The sequence below is a fragment of the Paenibacillus sp. J22FR83 genome (assembly GCF_059691955.1).
This window is the reverse complement of sequence record NZ_JCAUAM010000022.1, coordinates 101,096-117,938: the sequence shown is the minus strand read 5'-3', so window position 1 is coordinate 117,938 and position 16,843 is coordinate 101,096. Positions and strand designations below refer to the sequence as shown.

The 16,843-nt window shown below is 45.1% G+C and carries 8 protein-coding genes and 2 riboswitches; of the genes, 4 read left to right on the top strand and 4 right to left on the bottom strand.

Going from position 1 to position 16,843, the window contains the following annotated elements:
- Positions 1-24 precede the first annotated feature (24 nt).
- Both AC58PV_RS30185 and AC58PV_RS30180 read left to right on the top strand, forming a co-directional pair.
- Positions 25-315, top strand: a complete 291-nt coding sequence (locus AC58PV_RS30185) for a hypothetical protein (RefSeq protein WP_246320290.1) — start codon at positions 25-27, stop codon at positions 313-315.
- Positions 316-449: 134 nt separating this feature from the next.
- Positions 450-648, top strand: a riboswitch (cobalamin riboswitch).
- Between the two features lie 173 nt (positions 649-821).
- On the top strand, positions 822-6,953 hold the full coding sequence (locus AC58PV_RS30180; protein ID WP_497436561.1) for a DUF4430 domain-containing protein: 6,132 nt from the start codon (positions 822-824) through the stop codon (positions 6,951-6,953).
- Positions 6,954-7,045: 92 nt separating this feature from the next.
- Here AC58PV_RS30180 and AC58PV_RS30175 read toward each other — a convergent pair whose 3' ends face one another.
- The 4 genes from AC58PV_RS30175 to AC58PV_RS30160 are packed head-to-tail and all read right to left on the bottom strand — an operon-like array spanning position 7,046 to position 12,943.
- On the bottom strand, positions 7,046-9,520 hold the full coding sequence (locus AC58PV_RS30175) for an ATP-binding cassette domain-containing protein (protein ID WP_497436560.1): 2,475 nt from the start codon (positions 9,518-9,520) through the stop codon (positions 7,046-7,048).
- On the bottom strand, positions 9,493-10,383 hold the full coding sequence (locus tag AC58PV_RS30170; protein ID WP_497436559.1) for an energy-coupling factor transporter transmembrane component T: 891 nt from the start codon (positions 10,381-10,383) through the stop codon (positions 9,493-9,495). Before AC58PV_RS30170 ends, AC58PV_RS30175 begins: the two co-directional genes overlap by 28 nt.
- Positions 10,380-11,300: a DUF4430 domain-containing protein gene (locus AC58PV_RS30165; RefSeq protein WP_497436557.1), complete on the bottom strand. Its 921-nt coding sequence runs from the start codon at positions 11,298-11,300 to the stop codon at positions 10,380-10,382. The genes AC58PV_RS30170 and AC58PV_RS30165 overlap by 4 nt, the downstream gene beginning before the upstream one ends.
- Entirely contained in the window at positions 11,300-12,943 is a 1,644-nt protein-coding gene (locus AC58PV_RS30160) for an S-layer homology domain-containing protein (protein ID WP_497436556.1), read from the bottom strand. Before AC58PV_RS30160 ends, AC58PV_RS30165 begins: the two co-directional genes overlap by 1 nt.
- A 135-nt stretch (positions 12,944-13,078) precedes the next feature.
- Positions 13,079-13,275, bottom strand: a riboswitch (cobalamin riboswitch).
- Positions 13,276-13,423: 148 nt separating this feature from the next.
- On the opposite strand from AC58PV_RS30160, the gene AC58PV_RS30155 reads away from it, so the two are divergent.
- Positions 13,424-14,335: a LysR family transcriptional regulator gene (locus AC58PV_RS30155; RefSeq protein ID WP_497436555.1), complete on the top strand. Its 912-nt coding sequence runs from the start codon at positions 13,424-13,426 to the stop codon at positions 14,333-14,335.
- A 101-nt stretch (positions 14,336-14,436) separates the two neighbouring features.
- Positions 14,437-16,725 carry a 5-methyltetrahydropteroyltriglutamate--homocysteine S-methyltransferase gene (gene metE / locus AC58PV_RS30150; protein ID WP_497436554.1) on the top strand — a complete coding sequence of 763 codons (2,289 nt, stop codon included), beginning with the start codon at positions 14,437-14,439 and terminating at the stop codon, positions 16,723-16,725.
- Positions 16,726-16,843: the final 118 nt, after the last annotated feature.

The window sequence follows — 16,843 nt, the reverse complement described above, 5'->3', positions numbered from 1 at the left end:
AAATACCAAGGAGGTGCTCTTCTCATGGAATATGTAAAAGTTCCGAATTACCCAATGCAACCAATGCCAATGCCAACCCCGATGCCAATGCCAATGCCGACGCCTACTCCGCTTCCAGCGCCAGCGCCAATCATGCAACAACCGATGCACAATAATATTCACCTGCACGCGTCCTACCAACAAACTGAATTTGTTTTCCCGAAACCAGTTCATACGCAAGCAGTCGCTTGTCCTCCGAAGAACAATTCAGCTGCTAGCATTCTAGTCCTTTTCATTTTGCTAGTTATCATTACGCGCAGCATTTGTAAATATTAATCCAATTACCTACCTACTGTTCAAGTAATAAGAAAGGTAATCCCGCCGGGCTCAGAGGTCTTGGTGGGGTGCCTTTTTTGTTTTAAGTAGACAAAACTATTAAAAGGGGGTAACATAAGTTTGCTTTGATAATTTCATATGTTCTAAATAAGGGTGTAAGCATACTATATAGATGCTTGCTTAAAAGGGAAGTTCGGTAGAAGCCGACGCGGTCCCACCACTGTACTTGCAGAGTAACTCTTTCATATGCCACTGTCTTGTTTACGAGATTGGGAAGGCGAAGAGAAGCGATGACGCATAAGCCAGGAGACCTGCCTTTATTTATTGGATGTTTCTAATTCCTTGGGGGTGGGGATTAGTTACTAAGCGTATGCTGCTCACATAAGGCTTATTTGTGTTGTGTGAAGTATGTATGTCCTGATTAAAGTTGAAGTCACCCTAGTAGTTGAGGGTGGCTTTTTTTGTACCCCTTTATGCAATTTAATAAGGGAAAGAGGAATGGGAAAATGAGTTATCGTTATGCACCAAAACGAGTTATTGCACTTATTATGTCTTTTATGCTTTTATTTTCTTCACTTGGTTTCTTATTTGGAACCAATAAACAGGTAGTTGCAGCTGCAAGTACTGGGCCTAGTTCAATCCTAGAATGGCTCCCAGCACCAGGCCAATTCACGAATGAAGCGGGTTGGGGGGGCACTGGCGATATAAACGCCAAATGGACGAATGCGCCTGGGTCTGCTGGTGTTTCTTTGGGAGCATTTGGTGGAAGCATCGTATTTAAATTTGATGAACCTATCCAAAATAGTTCACTGAACCCATATGGGGTTGATTTTACAGTGTTCGGGAATGCTTTCTCTGGCAATGAAGAACCGGCAGGTGTCGCTGTTGCACAGGATGATGGGACAGGCAATCCAGGCCCATGGTATTACATTGCAGGATCCGAACATTATGAGGATAGTACGATTTGGGATTACCAAGTTACATATACCAATCCTGAACCCGAATTTACCACTGCAAATGGTGTAAAAATACCTTGGACTGACAATAAATCTGTTAGTGGGAATGTTTATACTAACACTTATCATAAGCATGCCTATTATCCGATACCAGCTAATTATCCCAGTGCACCGATAGGTTTTAACAATCTGTCTCAAACTTATACAGGTGTGAAAATTAATGTAAAGAAAAACGCGTTCGGATATCCGGATACGCATGCCAACGGCAATGCACCCTATGATGTACCTGTAAATCCTTATTTAACGTCACCAACCAAAGGTGATCCCATAGATATTAGTTGGGCAGTTGACAGCTTAGGTAAGCCTGTCAGCTTGAACAGCATAAGTTACGTTAGAGTGTTTAATGCCGTCCAAATGGATGGTGGTGCATTAGGAGAAATCGGCGCTGAAATTACTTCCTTGCAAAGAGTCACAGCTAATAGTTCAGTTAGTGAAACTGCAGATCTTTCAAACATCGTTTTGTCAGGGACAGGCGCAGATTCCTCAGCAACGAAGCAAGTTACCGTAACTGCAGGTGTGTATGAGTATAACGATATTCTCATTAACGCAGATAAGATTAAACTAACGGCTAATGGAACAGCTTCAAATATCTTTATTAATAATAAAAGCGGTACGACAGGAACGCTAATTGATAAAGAAATCACATTGAGTGAGACAACGCCCAAAATCGTTAGAGTTATTGCGCAAGATGGGCTTAATACACCGAAAATATACTATTTAAGCATCCGCAAAGGACTCGAAGAAGTTAATAAATCATCCTTAAATGCGGAGATCACGCATGTTGATAACATGCAAAAAGGCAACCATACGGACGCAAGCTGGCAAGCGTTGCAAAACAGTTTGGCAGCCGCCAAATTGATCTCTGCGAATCCAACTGCCTTACAAGATCAAGTAGATGTCGCCTTATCTGACTTACTAGCCGCAGTTCAGGGCTTACAAATCAATGCTCCTCCAGAAACACCGCAACAACTAACAGTTTCCGTTAGCATCAGCGGGTATAGCGCCATAGCGGGCAAATCAGTTACCTTAGCCAAGGCGGATACGCAAGTAGAAGAGGGAAAAACCGCTGCCTATGCGATCAATAAATTAACGAGTCATTTGAACGTTATAAATACAAGTGGCAATTTCATTACGAGTATCGGTGGTTTGGCAAATGGAGATGGTGGGCCGAAAAGCAGTTGGATGTACCTAGTCAATGGCCAATTTGCTGATGTAGGTGTTGCTGACTACGTGTTAAAGAGCTCGGATATCATTACGTTAGTCTACACAGATGATTACGAAGAAGATATTACTGAACTTGCAGATAAAACGGCACTAAATTTAAAAATCAATGAATTGAAAGATGTAACACAGGGGACTTACACAGAAGTAAGTTGGTCAGCGTTTCAAAAAAGTTTGACGCTTGCCAAAGAAGTAGCGGCGAATAACTATGCAATTCAATATCACGCTACTAGTGCCCTATCCAAACTGACTTCAGCATTTCAGAGTTTGGTTACAACAACTTCTCCACCTGAGCAACAAACCATTTCAGTCTCATTTACATTAAATGGACATAGTGCGGTAGCTGTAGGGAAAGATGTTTCCTTACCGAAAACAACTATTCAAGTGGAGTCAGGGAAAACCGCTGCTTATGTAATATTCAAAGTCTTAACTGAGGCCGGGATTCATTACGAAGGTAATGGCGGGAGCTATATTTCGAAAGTCAAAGATTTAGGGGAGTTCGATGGTGGACCGAAAAGCGGATGGTTGTACTCCGTTGATGGTGTTGATCCCAATGTAGGTATAGCTAGTTATATTTTGACCAAAAATGCGGATATTGTTCTGCGTTATACGGATAATTTCGAATTAGAGAATCCAACAACACCTGGTGGTGGTACAGACGGTCCTTCCGGTGGCAATCCATCGCCTGTTGAAATTCAGACTGCCATTGATGCTGCCTCCAATTATTTCACATCGAAAGCAAGTGGCATAAGTTCAGAATGGACTGCCATTGGTTTAGCAAGAACAGGACACAAGCTTCCCGAAACGTACTATCATAAATTGCAAAACAACGTAACGTATAGCCAAGGTGATTTCTCGTTAGTTACCGATTTAGAGCGTACAATTCTAGGCATTACTGTTGCGAGTGGCGATGCTACGAATGTCTCAGGTATCAATTTAATTGCTAAATTGTACAACAGCAACAAAGTGACCGACCAAGGCATTAACGGCGTAGTGTTCGCATTATTAGCACTTGACTCCAAGAATTATTCGGTACCACAAGACGCTACATGGACCAGAGAATTACTCATAAATGAAATCATCTCCAGACAGCATGCAGATGGAGGCTTTGCCTTGAGTAGTGGGGCGAGTGACCCCGATATTACGGCGATGGTATTAACAGCACTTGCACCTTACGTAGACAATCAAGCATTGTTGAGTGCGAATACGATTACCAAAACAATAAATTGGCTGTCCCAACATCAGGAATCAAACGGCGGTTACCTTTCCTGGGGTGTGGATAGCAGTGAGAGCGTATCACAAGCTATTATTGCTCTTACGTCCAATCAAATCGATCCAACGAATGCTAAGTATACGAAAAACGGTGTAAATCTACTTGATAAATTATTTCAATTCCGTTTAGCGGATGGAAGCTTCTCGCACTCCACGGAGATGCGATCCAATGGTATGGCGACAGAACAGGCTCTCCAAGCATTAGCAGCGTACAAGTTATATAAAGAAGGCAAAGATGAAAGATTATATGATTTAACTAAACCATTGCCTGGCTTGGATCAGGTATCTTCATCACCTGTGAGCATTAGAGTTGAGGGGCCAGAAGGCCGGATTGCTGAAGGGACTGTCACGGCAGCTACTCCTTTGCAAGCACTTGATTCTTTAGCTACTGCTAAAGGTGTTGAAGTAAAGAAAGAAGTAAAATGGGGCACGCTTGATTTAAATATTGCAGGGATACATTCCAGCTTCTATGGGGATGAAGATTACGGTTCATGGGATTTTGCTATCCATAGAGGGAATAAATGGCTTACTTCTTACCAAGGCACAAGCGATCAGATTATTTTAAAAGCTTCCGATGAAGTCGTGTTTTTTTATAATAATTATGCAACAATGCCTATTGATTCGATCGCAATCGAACCAGCTAAAGGAAGCACGGTTTATGAGGATGTTAATTTCACTGTTCACGTGAATAAAACAGAAATGGACTATAGTGATTTTGGCTTAACTCCTGTTGTTGCAGCCGGCGTCAATGTTGCTATTTACACGACTGCAGGCGATCTTGTAAGTTCTCATAAAACAGATGCTCTGGGGGCAGTAGTCTTCGGACATTTGCCAGCAGGGAACTATACGGTTGATATTTCTGATTATGTAGCAAATAGCGCTCCTAACGTTGTTCATACTACGATATCCTTGCAGGTACAAGCAGGATTTGCTTCGACTAACGTTCCATTACCGATAGGGAATAATCAACCTACTATTGAGATTCCAGAAGGAAATCAAGACTACATTATTCCAGTTTCGCACACAGATGCTGCTAAAGAAGTAACTATTCAAATTCCAGATGATAGCCAATCTAAGGTTTATGTGAGTCTACCTACTGGCAGCAGCTTGCCACAAATTAAGGCTGTCAAAGGCAATGTTACCATGGTTATTCCTCAAGGTACTCAGGTAACAAGCGGTGATACCCTAGCCGTGGAGCTGGTTACTTCAAAGAATACTGATGATGCTGCTGTAAAACAAAATGTGAGTTCTTTGGTTACAAGCGGGAAGAAACTGGATTCGGTTAATCAGGTCATTACGATTGGCGGCGGCAGTATCGGCGTAGTATTTGACCAATTCATTACCGTGACCTTCGCTGGGATGAAAGGCAAGGAAGCGGCCTATATTCAAAATGGTGTTCCAAGTGTCATTCAGAAGTTTGCTAGTGATACAGCAGGGGCTGCTAGCGGCAAAAATGAATATGCGTATGACAATGGCAATGATTTAATTGTTAAAACGAAACATTTTACAGATTTTGTTGCTTATACTTCAAGTGTAACTGAGGTACCAGATAGTGGTAATAATAGTGGTAATAACGGCGGGACAACTCCTCCTCCAACAAACAAGGTTACTTTTTCAGTAGATAAACTAACTATTAATAAGGGATATGTTGTTCAAGAAGTGAGCGTTGAGTTGAAGCAAGGGGATACTGTGTGGAGTATCTTTAAACGAGTACTTGATAGCCGTAGGATAAGCTATATAGCTGACATATTTGAGAAATATAACAGTATTTACGTAAAATCCATTGATGGTGATGGTGAGTTCGACCATGGGACAGGCAGCGGGTGGAAGTATAACGTTAATGGTGTTTATCCTGGCTATGGGGCTGATAAGTACTCACTTAAGAATGGAGACTCGATTCAATGGCGATATACAACTAATCTTGGGGAAGATCTGGAACCGATAAAACCAACCGGTCCTATTATTAATTCTAATGATAAGAAACCAGTTATTGATGTTCCAACGGATATTAAACAAGATTACCCGATTAACATTACAAAAGAACTGCAAGATAAAGAATTAATCACAATAAACATCCCTGATGTGAAATCTAAAGTCATTCTTAATTTAACAGACGTCAAAGACAGTATTCCTATGATTTCCGCTGTAAAAGGTGACATTTCATTCTCCATCGATAAGGGAACCGTTCTAAAATCAGGGAATGTAAATGTCGAACTACTCACTACTTTAGATCCGAAGGACTCAACGCTTCAGGAGTTAGTGAAAAACGGCTTAAGTGAAGAGATTGCGAAACAGCTCAAGCTTGGTCAAGCTTTTGCCATGGGGAACCCGAATGAGTCTGTGTTATTCGATCGACCTGTAACCCTTGTACTGAAAGGCGCTAAGGGCCAACAAGTTGGATTTATCGAAGGCAATGTGTTTACGCCAATCGAGATTTATGGCACAGAGGCTGAAGGCATCGAGGCAACAAAGGGTAAAGAAAAGATTACTTATGCTTTTGTACAAGACAACAATTTGATTATTAAAACGAATCATTTTACGAGCTTTGTTTCCTATACGAGTAACGAAGAGACAGCTGTGGCAGTGGATATAAATAAGCTGTACAGTGATGTTAAATCAATTTCCACTTGGGCTCTTGATGCCATTCGTGAAGCGACAGAGAAAGCATTCGTTGAGGGTAGCAACGGGAAATTTAGCCCTCAAGCAACTGTAACTAGAGCGGAGTTTATGAAGATGCTAGTTGGTGTTCTTGGGCTAGATGTGAAGGCAGTTAAGGTCATTAACTTTAACGACGTTGCGCAAGGGGACTGGTTCTATCCTTACGTGAACGCGGCGTATAAGGCAGGGCTGATCTCGGGTACGAGTGCGGACGAGTTTAGTCCAAATGAGAAGTTAACACGGGAGCAAATGGCCGTCATCATGGTTAATGCCCTTAAGCTTCAAACTGCTGAACAGACACTAGCTATCGACGATTTGGATCAGGTATCCGAGTGGGCTAAAGCGAGTGTGCAAACGATTATGGCACGTGGCTTGATGTCAGGTTGGGATAACCAGTTCCACCCGAGTGATGAAGTAACGCGCGAAATGGCAACGGTTGTTGCAATGAGAGCTTATCACGATAAGAAGTAATTCAACTTTTGCTTAACCCTTATATTAAAAAACAGCACCCCAAAGGTTAACTAACCAATGAGGTGCTGTTTTTCTGTTTTACTTTTCTACTTTTACGAAACCAGCCCATACTTCTCTTTAATCCGGTCTAATTTCTCAAGCATCGGTCTTGCAAGGACATACAAGAAGATCACCGTTGCAGCGGCATGAACCAAATCAAAGGGGATGCCTCGGATACAGGCTAGCACCAGTAGGCTAATTGTTGGTTTGGCTTGCGTCATCATGATGGAAGAAAAGTTCATAATGAACCCGTAAATCACAAAGGTTGCTGCGCCTCCAAACATACAAAGAGCAGTGCGATTCCTTTGTAAAATCCCCTTTTTAAACAGCGCTCCAGCCAAAAAACCTATGATCCCGAAAGCGAACATTTGCCAGGGGGTCCAGGGCCCTTGTCCAAAAAAGTAGTTCGATACAAATCCTGTAACGGCACCGACGAGAAAGCCGGTTTCTGCACCAAAGGCGATGCCAGAAATGATAACGATGGCCACGACGGGTTTGAATTGAGGAACCATGAAAAAGGCCATTCTCCCAAAGACGCCTATCGCACATAGCACGGCTATGACGACAAGTTCTCTGGCCTGCGGTTTTCGCCCTTCGAATATCAAAGCGAAGGGGAGCATCGTTTCCAAGATGACCAGCATGCTAATGAAATAGTATTTTCGATCGTCCAGGTAGTAAATGCCAAACCAGATAGTTAATGGGATTAATAAAAAAATCATGAGCATGGCGGTCCGTGTACGCTTGGAGAGGCTTCTATGTTCGATAGGTGTTTGTTCGTTAGGGTCAGAAACGATGGTCGTGCTGGCACTTTTACGAATCAATGGAAGTAAGGGCTCCCTATTTGTAAAATGATCCATCTCTTCATTCACATGAAAGGCCTTAATGATGTCATTGGTCGTTATGGCTTTCGGGATGAGGTCTCTCGCCATACGGCTTGCGGAAGTCGTATAGAAGCTGTTTCCAGCAAAGAATTCGCGAGGATTGTCCTCTGATACGATCGTACCATCGAAGAACATAGCACACCTGTCAGCAAAGTTAGCGCAAAACTCGATATCATGACTGACCATAATGATGGTTGTCCCGTGTCGTTTTAAATTGGTCAATATGTCGGCAAATATGAATTTATAATGGGCATCCAATCCTTTGGTTGGCTCGTCCAGCAGTAGAATGGAAGGTTGAAGAAGCAAGATTTTGGCAAGTGCGGCTCGTTGCTGCTCACCACCAGACAAATCGTACGGATGACGGTCGAGAAGGTCCTGCAGCAGGCAGAGTTCGGCAATCTCTTGTATGTAGTTTTGCTTACGATCCTTGTCCAGCTCGCTGTCGGACAGCATTTCTAGGAGATCAGCTCTCACTGTTTTATGGACAAAAAGTGATTGCGGATTCTGGGGAAGGACGCCAAGGAGTCCATTGAATTTCTCCCGGTCCGAATACTTGTCGACGGCTTTCCCTTTCATCAGGACCGTTCCACGATAAGGCTTGCGGAGTCCAGAGATGAGGGAGAGGGTCGTTGTTTTGCCCGTTCCATTGCCGCCGACAATCGCATAGAGTTCACCTGGATAGGCACGTAGACTAAGGCCCTTCACGACATCAGGGGCGTGTTTCTCATACTTAAACCACACCTCGTCAAGCTCAAGCGTTGGTTCAGTTGTTCGCACAGGCATGTCCGCAGCTGGAATATCTTGCGCGTAGGCTTGCTTCTGAGCAAGATGATGCAAGAATTCCCTTCCCTCACGCACTGTAATGGGGCATGGAAGCTGATTATCGATGCGAGCATACACACGCATAGGTGTTGGCATGGCATAGAACATGTCGTGCCCTACATCCCGAAGTTTCTCGCCGACCTCTTTCGGCGTTCCTACTTGGAGAATTTCGCCATGATCCATGACAATAACCCGATCGGATAGCGGCATTACTTCTTCGAGACGATGCTCGGAGATGAGAATGGTGACGCCGAGCTCTCGGTTGATTTTGCCAATTGCAGCTAGAAATTCGGATGCAGCGATCGGATCAAGCTGGCTTGTAGGTTCATCTAAGATCAGAATTTTGGGCTGCATAGCCATAATGGATGCCAGATTCAGCAACTGTTTCTGACCGCCGGACAAATCGGTCACGGGTTTATGAAACCATTCCTGTATACCGAAGAAGCTGGCCATTTCAGCAACACGCCGCCGAATCTCCAAAGTGTCGTATCCAAGGCTTTCAAGACCGAAAGCAAGCTCATGCCAGACTTTATCAGTCACGATTTGGTTATCGGGAGACTGCAGGACATAACCGATTTGGGCAACTTGGGTACGTCGGTCGAGCTCTTCGAGAGGCGTCCCATGAAATAAGATCTCGCCACTTCGTGATCCATGAGGGGTAAGATCGGTTTTTAAGTGCCGTAAGAGCGTTGATTTACCGCACCCTGATTTACCGCAAATTGTGATAAACTCGCCTTGCCTTATAGCTATAGATACCTCATGCAGCGCATGCCCTAGGGAGCCAGGATAGGAGAATGTTAATTGTCGGATTGTAAAGACTTCCATTTTCTATCCTCCGTTATGTTGATAATAAGCGGTATTGCACATAGCAATGCATAGGCCATGAAGACACTTATACTGTAAAAAGAAAGCCCCGTACTTCGCATAGAAGGAAAGTATCGGAAATACATCGCTTTCGCAGCAGCTCCAATGCAGATGTAGCCTGCGGTTGCGAGAAGGGTGATAAGCGCGGTTCGATCACGGCTATCCCATGTGAAGATGGAGAATGCCGATCTTCCTTTCAACCCGTACCCACGGCTCTTCATCGAATCGGCCGTTTCAATGGCATTTTCAAGCATCCAGGTCACCATGATGGACAGGATCCGTAGGCCATGCTGAATCCTTCGGATAAGGCTGCCATTGGAGACATCTCTGCCGATGCTCCTTTGTGCATTGGAAACGATGAGGAGCTGAGCCTTAAAACGAGGCACAAAGCGCAGCACCATGGAGAAAATGAGCGACAGGGCTGGAATTATTTTACCAAACAAATAAATGAATTTATCCGACGTCATAACCGCGTTATAGCAAGAAAACCAGCAGATGACGGATATGAACATCGCCGCTGCCCCAAAGCCATAGGTAATCGATTCCAGGGTCAGTGGATTGCCGCTATGCAAATACATCAGTATCGTAACGCCCTCGTGATTAAAGGCAGGATTGATTAACGCGGTGATGATAAGGAAAGGAAGCATGTAGATAAAGTTGAACTTGATGGCTTTCTTCCCGTTGAGATAGATCGAATAAGCAAAGGCAAAGCTCAGGGAAATCACTAGACTGATCGGATGCATGAAGACCATTGAGAACAGGATGACGCATGTAAAATATAGAAAATTAACGAAGGGGTGGAAGCTTGCAAAGGAATCCCTCATTGCTTCTTACCACCGCCTGCTGAATTATAGGTGTCCCCGACGTCACGTCCCAAATCACAGGTGTATACCCATTCAATGACATCCCCTTGCTTCAGTTGATAGCGGCTCGCACCATAATTGGGGAACCAGCCATTCACTTTGTACATCCAACCTGAGAGCTCTCCACAATCAAATTCATATAGGTTGTTAATCCCTTCGATATAGGCGGAATTATAAATCGGGGTATTCACGAATTCCATATGAATTTTGTTCTTCTTCATCTCTCTTTGTAGGACATTAAACACGGACTCTCCCTCATAAAAAGTCACCTGCTGGGCTTTGAAAATCATACCATCCTTCGGGACTAGATCGACCTTCTCCGGATCGAGAAGTTTCATGTTGTTAAGTATCGTTAAGCAGCTTACCGAAAGGGTAGCTGTCAGTTGTTTGTCAGAAGTTTTCGCGTTCTCCGGCTCTATGGGCAGCGGCTTGCCTTCAGGAACAGGCTCGGTCAGGTATGGATCCTTCCCCGTCTTAGGGTCAATTGGCATAGCTGATCTTGCGCTTGGGGCGGTTGCCTTGGGTAGATCCAATTGGCTGCCGTCCCCACCCGACTTAGCCTGTGGCTCCACGGCCTGAGTCGAGGCAGGTGGAGATGGGGATGCAGCCTCAGACGCAGGCGGAGACGCCACAGTCGGACTTGCCGCTGGTGTCTCGGTACTTGAAAGTGCAGCGTCGGGTGATGTTGTGGGCGCTGGCGACCGTTCAGCGCTCGGTTCAGTCACAGCAGGTGAAGCTACCGCTGGATTATTAGATTCAAGCGCGATGGTAGACGTCGGCATAGCCTGTTGCCGCGGTTGTCCGCTGCTTAGGTAGGCAATGACGAGTACGACCAGGATAAGTGCTGCGGCAATAACTTTATTTTTAGTAAATCGCATTAGCTCGCCTCTTTAATTAACTGTGCTGCAGTGAGTAGGCGGTAAAGCATCTCCGCGATTTCAGCCCGTGTAACAGTTTGAGTAGGCTCAATATTGAGCATATCCTGCGATAATAGCTGTTCGCGATAGTTAAAAGCCAGTGCATTCCTCGACCACTCCGCCGTGAGTGTGTAATCCCCGAATTGCGCTAGCATATCTCGGATTGCACTTGTGCTTAACGTCGTATTCATGCCAGAGAGCTTGCCTGCATTGGCAATCATGACAGCAGCTTCCTGCCTCGTAATCGTATTATTTGGCGTAAATGTGGTATCGGACGTTCCGCTTACGATGCCGTAAGAATATGCCGTACCAACATAGTCTGCGTACCATGCTGCAGCAGGGACATCATGGAATTGTGTTTGTTTTCGCAGAGGAAGGCCGAGACCTTTGGTTACAATGGTTGCAAATTCAGCGCGAGTCATTGTTTGATTCGGCGCAAAATGATTGTCCGTCAATCCATTAATAATGCCTCTAGATGCCAGGGATGCAATGGCTGTTTTGTTCGCATGTTCGGTAATATCCGAGAAAGACGGATTCGCAGCGATGACGGGCATCACTTTGATATCCTTGTTCTTGTTGGCTAATCCGTAATTGCCTACATGCGTAGATGAAGTAGATAACTTGACATCGTTCATTCTGTAGAGGCTGCTCTGACCTGATAGGATGCGTTGGACATTCACAAGTCCATAGAGGGCCTGCTCTGTAGACATGCCCGTTGCTCCGCTGCCATCCGTGGTATGTTGAAATCCTTGTCCTTTTGAATAAAAGGAGAGTAAATTATCGACGATGGTTTTGCCATTTTTCACAAAACGACTGTCGTGTAGGTCAATCCCCAGTTCACATAGTGCCATTAATACCTGCACGGTGCTCTCCGAAGTACTTACACCCAAGCTGGCATACCCGCCTTCATTGTCCTGTATGCGAGATAGAAGTATAATGGCCTTCTCTGTTGCTGCTTTGACTTTCGCATTGTTCTGATAGTTGGCTAGAGCTTGCAAGGCCATGCCGGTAATATCAGGATCAGCCGACGTGCCCGAAAGTGCAAAGCCGCCATCTGCTAACTGATTCGATAGAATTTCGTCAATGTACATTTCTCTCGTTGCCTGCGTCTTGGCCGTTGGGTTGACAGGTATCGTATACTTGCCGCTGTCGAGCGCAATTAAAGCAAATATCGGCCCATTGATCCCTTGCCATATCGTCTTGTCAAAGTCGCCGAGCGGCTTCAGCAAATTATAGCCTCCGACGTTACTGGGATCCGCGCCAATTGCTGTTAAAGCGATAATCAAGCGGGAGTATTCGGTATACTTTTTATCATGCAGATTGCCATTCAACGCTTTCACGTAGGTTTCTACGCCTCTATAATAATCGTCGTAATAGCTTTGCGGCACGTCAGCGGAGGAGCGAGCAAGGCCAAGAATGGCCCATTCACCGCCGATAGAACCAACTTCCGGTTTCTGTACAGTCGTAAGCACATACTGCGCTGTATCCTGTACAGCAATGTCTACAGCTGCATTCGGCATAGCGGATACAGGCACGATGTTTAGACTGCTTGCCAGTAGGAATAGAGCCATGAATAGGGTGAACATCCTATAAGGTAGTTTCATTGTGATCCTCCAAGTGAAAAATGATAGGGATGATGAACATACAAAAAAGCCCTTGCGTGGAAAAAATCAAGGGCTGTGATGTCAGTATGGGTCGTAGACAACGAAAAAAAGCACCTCCTCTATCATCCGTAGAGTTTGTGAATACACAGTAAGGCTGGTCTCCTGACTCATGCGTCAACGCTTCTCTCGCCTTCCCAGTATAGCTATACCAGTGGCCATTTCTAGAGTCGCTCGTCATTTACAGTGGCGGGACCGTGCTGGAATTTCACCAGACTTCCCAATTAAGCATTACCTACGTTCGTAAGCATGCACCTTAACTATCCATTATTTAATTAGTTTAATCATATATATAGTTGAATTGTTTGTCTATGGAAGTTTACTAGCAAATGACCTTCCATTTACGGCAATTCACACAATATGTGTTACCATAGTCATAATTCACGAAGCGCTGGTTCATATGCCAGTGGGAGGGACGAAGCCATGACATTACAGCAATTAAAATATGTGATTGAAGTCGCGAACCGCGGGTCGATTAATGAAGCAGCGAAACGGCTGTTTATTTCTCAACCCAGCCTTTCCAATGCGATTCGAGATCTGGAAGAAGAACTCCAAATCTCGATCTTCGATAGATCCAATAAAGGGATCTCACTTTCGAAGGAAGGTGTGGAATTCCTAAGTTATGCGCGGCAAGTTGTCGAACAGGCGGAGTTACTGGAAAGTCGATATCTCAATGCGAAGCCTTCTTCGCAGCATTTTTCTGTATCGACGCAGCATTATGCTTTTGCCGTAAATGCATTCGTGAGTCTGGTTGCGGAGTATGGGCAGGAGGAATATGAGCTCGCTTTACGTGAAACCAAAACATATGAAATCATCGAAGATGTCAAAAACTCGCGGAGCGAGATCGGCATTTTATACGTGAATGAGTTCAATGGCAAGGTGATAAACAAGCTGCTGAAAAGCGCAAATCTGCAATTTAATAGTTTATTTATCGCCAAACCGCATATTTTTATCTCCATTAAAAATCCGCTCGCTAAGCAATCCATGGTCACCATTGACCAGCTGCAGAGCTATCCGTATTTATCCTTTGATCAAGGGGAATATAATTCTTTTCATTTTGCCGAAGAAATTCTTAGTACGATGTCACATAAGAAAAGCATCCGTGTGAATGACCGGGCGACGCTTTTCAATTTATTAATCGGTTTAAATGGATATACCATATCAACCGGGGTCTTAAGCTCAGATTTGAATGGCAATGAGATTATCCCTGTACCACTGGATTGTGATGAAACCATCAATGTGGGTTGGATTTCCCATAGCCATATCTCGCTATCCAAGCTGGGAACTGCTTATGTAGAAGCCCTTCAACAAGCCATTGCCCCCATGGTGCTTTAATATAGCTTTTTCCTATATCTAGATATACATTATTCCAGTTACGTTATAACTACTCTGCTATGTTATCTTTTGTATAACAAATTGCAGAGGGGTTTTGTCCGATGGTAAGAAGCAGTAGTTTAGGATATCCGCGTATCGGTGCTGACAGAGAATGGAAGAAGGCACTCGAGGCTTTCTGGGCAGGTAAGCTGGAAGAATCAGAGTTTGAATTACAGTTGCAGGAGATTCGTTTAAATCACTTGCGCAAGCAGCAGGAGAAAGGGATTGACCTTATTCCTGTCAACGATTTCAGCTATTACGATCATATTCTAGATACAGCTGCTATGTTTGGCATCATTCCTGAGCGGTTTGCTTTTAAGGGTGGCGTAGTGCCCTTGTCAGTGTATTACGGAGTTGCCCGAGGAACGAAAGATGCTACAGCAAGTGAAATGACCAAATGGTTCAACACCAATTATCATTATATCGTGCCTGAACTGAACGGAGCTTCACCTGTCATTACGGAGAACAAGCCTCTAATTGCTTACCGGGAAGCGAAAGAGAAGCTAGGTATCGAAGGTAAGCCAGTTATCGTCGGTCCTTTGACATTCTTGAAGCTGTCCAAAGGCTTCAGCGCATCGGAGTTCGACACGTGGTTGAACACGTTGCTTCCATTATATGTGCAAATTCTTAAAGAACTTGCAGAAGAAGGCGTTCAATGGGTACAAATCGACGAGCCGATTCTCGTCACGAAGTTGAGCGATGGGGATGTTGCTAGACTGAAAACCATCTATGAAACGTTTGCCGAAGCCGTGCCTGGCTTGAACATTGTTTTGCAAACGTATTTTGAATCCGTAGATCGTTACGTTGACATTATTTCCTTGCCGGTCAAAGGATTTGGTCTGGACTTCGTTCATGGCCTTCAAGGAAACTTGGCAGCTTTGAAAACCTTCGGATTCCCAGCTGACAAAGTATTAGGTGCAGGTGTCATCGATGGACGCGGTATTTGGAAAGCATCTCTGCGTGAGAAGCTGGCGTTGTTGGAAGAAATTACTGCGCTTGTACCGGCTGAACGACTTCTCGTACAATCGTCAAGCAGCTTGCTCCACGTGCCTGTATCGACGGAGCGGGAGACGAAGCTGGAGGCTGTATTGAAAGATGCGCTCGCTTATGCCGATGAGAAACTGGTTGAGCTTGTCTTGCTTACGAAAGCTGTTTCCGCAGGCCCTGCAGCGATTGCCGGAGAATTGGAAGCATGCGATCGTGCCCTGCAAGCCCTGCAAGAGTCGGAAGCGCGCAGCCGCAACGATGTCGGACAGAAGGTTGCAGAGCTTCGTGTTCAGCAGCCGGAGCGTTCCCGTCCTTTTGCGGAGCGTCATGTCGCGCAACAAGCGAAATGGCAGCTGCCACTATTCCCGACAACGACGATCGGAAGCTTCCCGCAGTCTGCGGAAGTGCGCAAGGCGCGTCAGTTGTGGCGTAAGGGCGAGTGGAGCAATGAACAGTACGAGACGTTCATTCGAGAACAAATCGACATCTGGATCAAGCTGCAAGAGGAGATTGGCATCGATGTACTCGTTCACGGGGAATTCGAGCGGACGGATATGGTTGAGTTCTTCGGCGAGAAATTAGCTGGATTTGCCTTTACGCAGTACGGTTGGGTCCAATCGTACGGATCCCGTTGCGTGAAGCCGCCGGTCATTTACGGAGATGTTGCCTTCATTGGCGAAATGACGGTTGAAGAAACGAAGTATGCGCAGTCTCGCACTAGCCGTCCTGTCAAAGGGATGTTAACGGGACCTATTACTATCATGAACTGGTCATTCGTCCGTGACGATATCTCTCGCGAACAAATCGCTTACCAACTGGCTTATGCGCTTAGACAAGAAGTCGAAGCACTTGAGGGAGCTGGAATCGGCATGATCCAAGTGGATGAGCCTGCGGTTCGCGAAGGCTTGCCGCTGAAGGAAGAAGAGCAAGCCGGTTATCTGGCTTGGGCGGTCAAAGCTTTCCGCATTGCGACTTGCACGGTGCAAGACACAACACAAATTCATACGCACATGTGCTATTGCGAATTCCATGACATGATCGATTCCATCGAAGCGATGGATGCTGACGTTATTTCCATTGAAACGTCCCGCAGCCACGGTGAATTGATCCATAGCTTCGAGCTGAATACTTACAAGCTGGGTATTGGCTTAGGCGTATACGATATTCACAGCCCACGCGTGCCGAGTGTCGAGGAAATGACAGCGATGATCGAACGCGCCCTGCGTGTACTTGATCCGAAGCTATTCTGGATCAATCCGGATTGCGGTCTGAAAACGCGCGGACTCGAAGAAACGGTTGCTTCCTTACGCAACATGGTAGCGGCGACGCAAATTGCTCGTGACCAGCATGCTGCTCTAGTGTAGAACCAGTAATTCTTACTCTAGCATTGAAATATCCCTTGAGTTACGTCTGGAAAAAGTATTTGATCCTAGGATCAAATACTTTTTTGCATACAGGGCGGTGGCATGTGGGGCATTTGGA

What these genes read in the sequence shown, in the direction of transcription:
- AC58PV_RS30185 (WP_246320290.1), top strand. Translation starts at nt 25, where the DNA reads ATGGAATATGTAAAAGTTCCGAATTACCCAATGCAACCAATGCCAATG.
- AC58PV_RS30170 (WP_497436559.1), bottom strand. Translation starts at nt 10,383, where the DNA reads ATGAGGGATTCCTTTGCAAGCTTCCACCCCTTCGTTAATTTTCTATAT.
- AC58PV_RS30180 (WP_497436561.1), top strand. Translation starts at nt 822, where the DNA reads ATGAGTTATCGTTATGCACCAAAACGAGTTATTGCACTTATTATGTCT.
- AC58PV_RS30160 (WP_497436556.1), bottom strand. Translation starts at nt 12,943, where the DNA reads ATGAAACTACCTTATAGGATGTTCACCCTATTCATGGCTCTATTCCTA.
- AC58PV_RS30155 (WP_497436555.1), top strand. Translation starts at nt 13,424, where the DNA reads ATGACATTACAGCAATTAAAATATGTGATTGAAGTCGCGAACCGCGGG.
- AC58PV_RS30165 (WP_497436557.1), bottom strand. Translation starts at nt 11,300, where the DNA reads ATGCGATTTACTAAAAATAAAGTTATTGCCGCAGCACTTATCCTGGTC.
- metE (WP_497436554.1), top strand. Translation starts at nt 14,437, where the DNA reads ATGGTAAGAAGCAGTAGTTTAGGATATCCGCGTATCGGTGCTGACAGA.
- AC58PV_RS30175 (WP_497436560.1), bottom strand. Translation starts at nt 9,520, where the DNA reads ATGGAAGTCTTTACAATCCGACAATTAACATTCTCCTATCCTGGCTCC.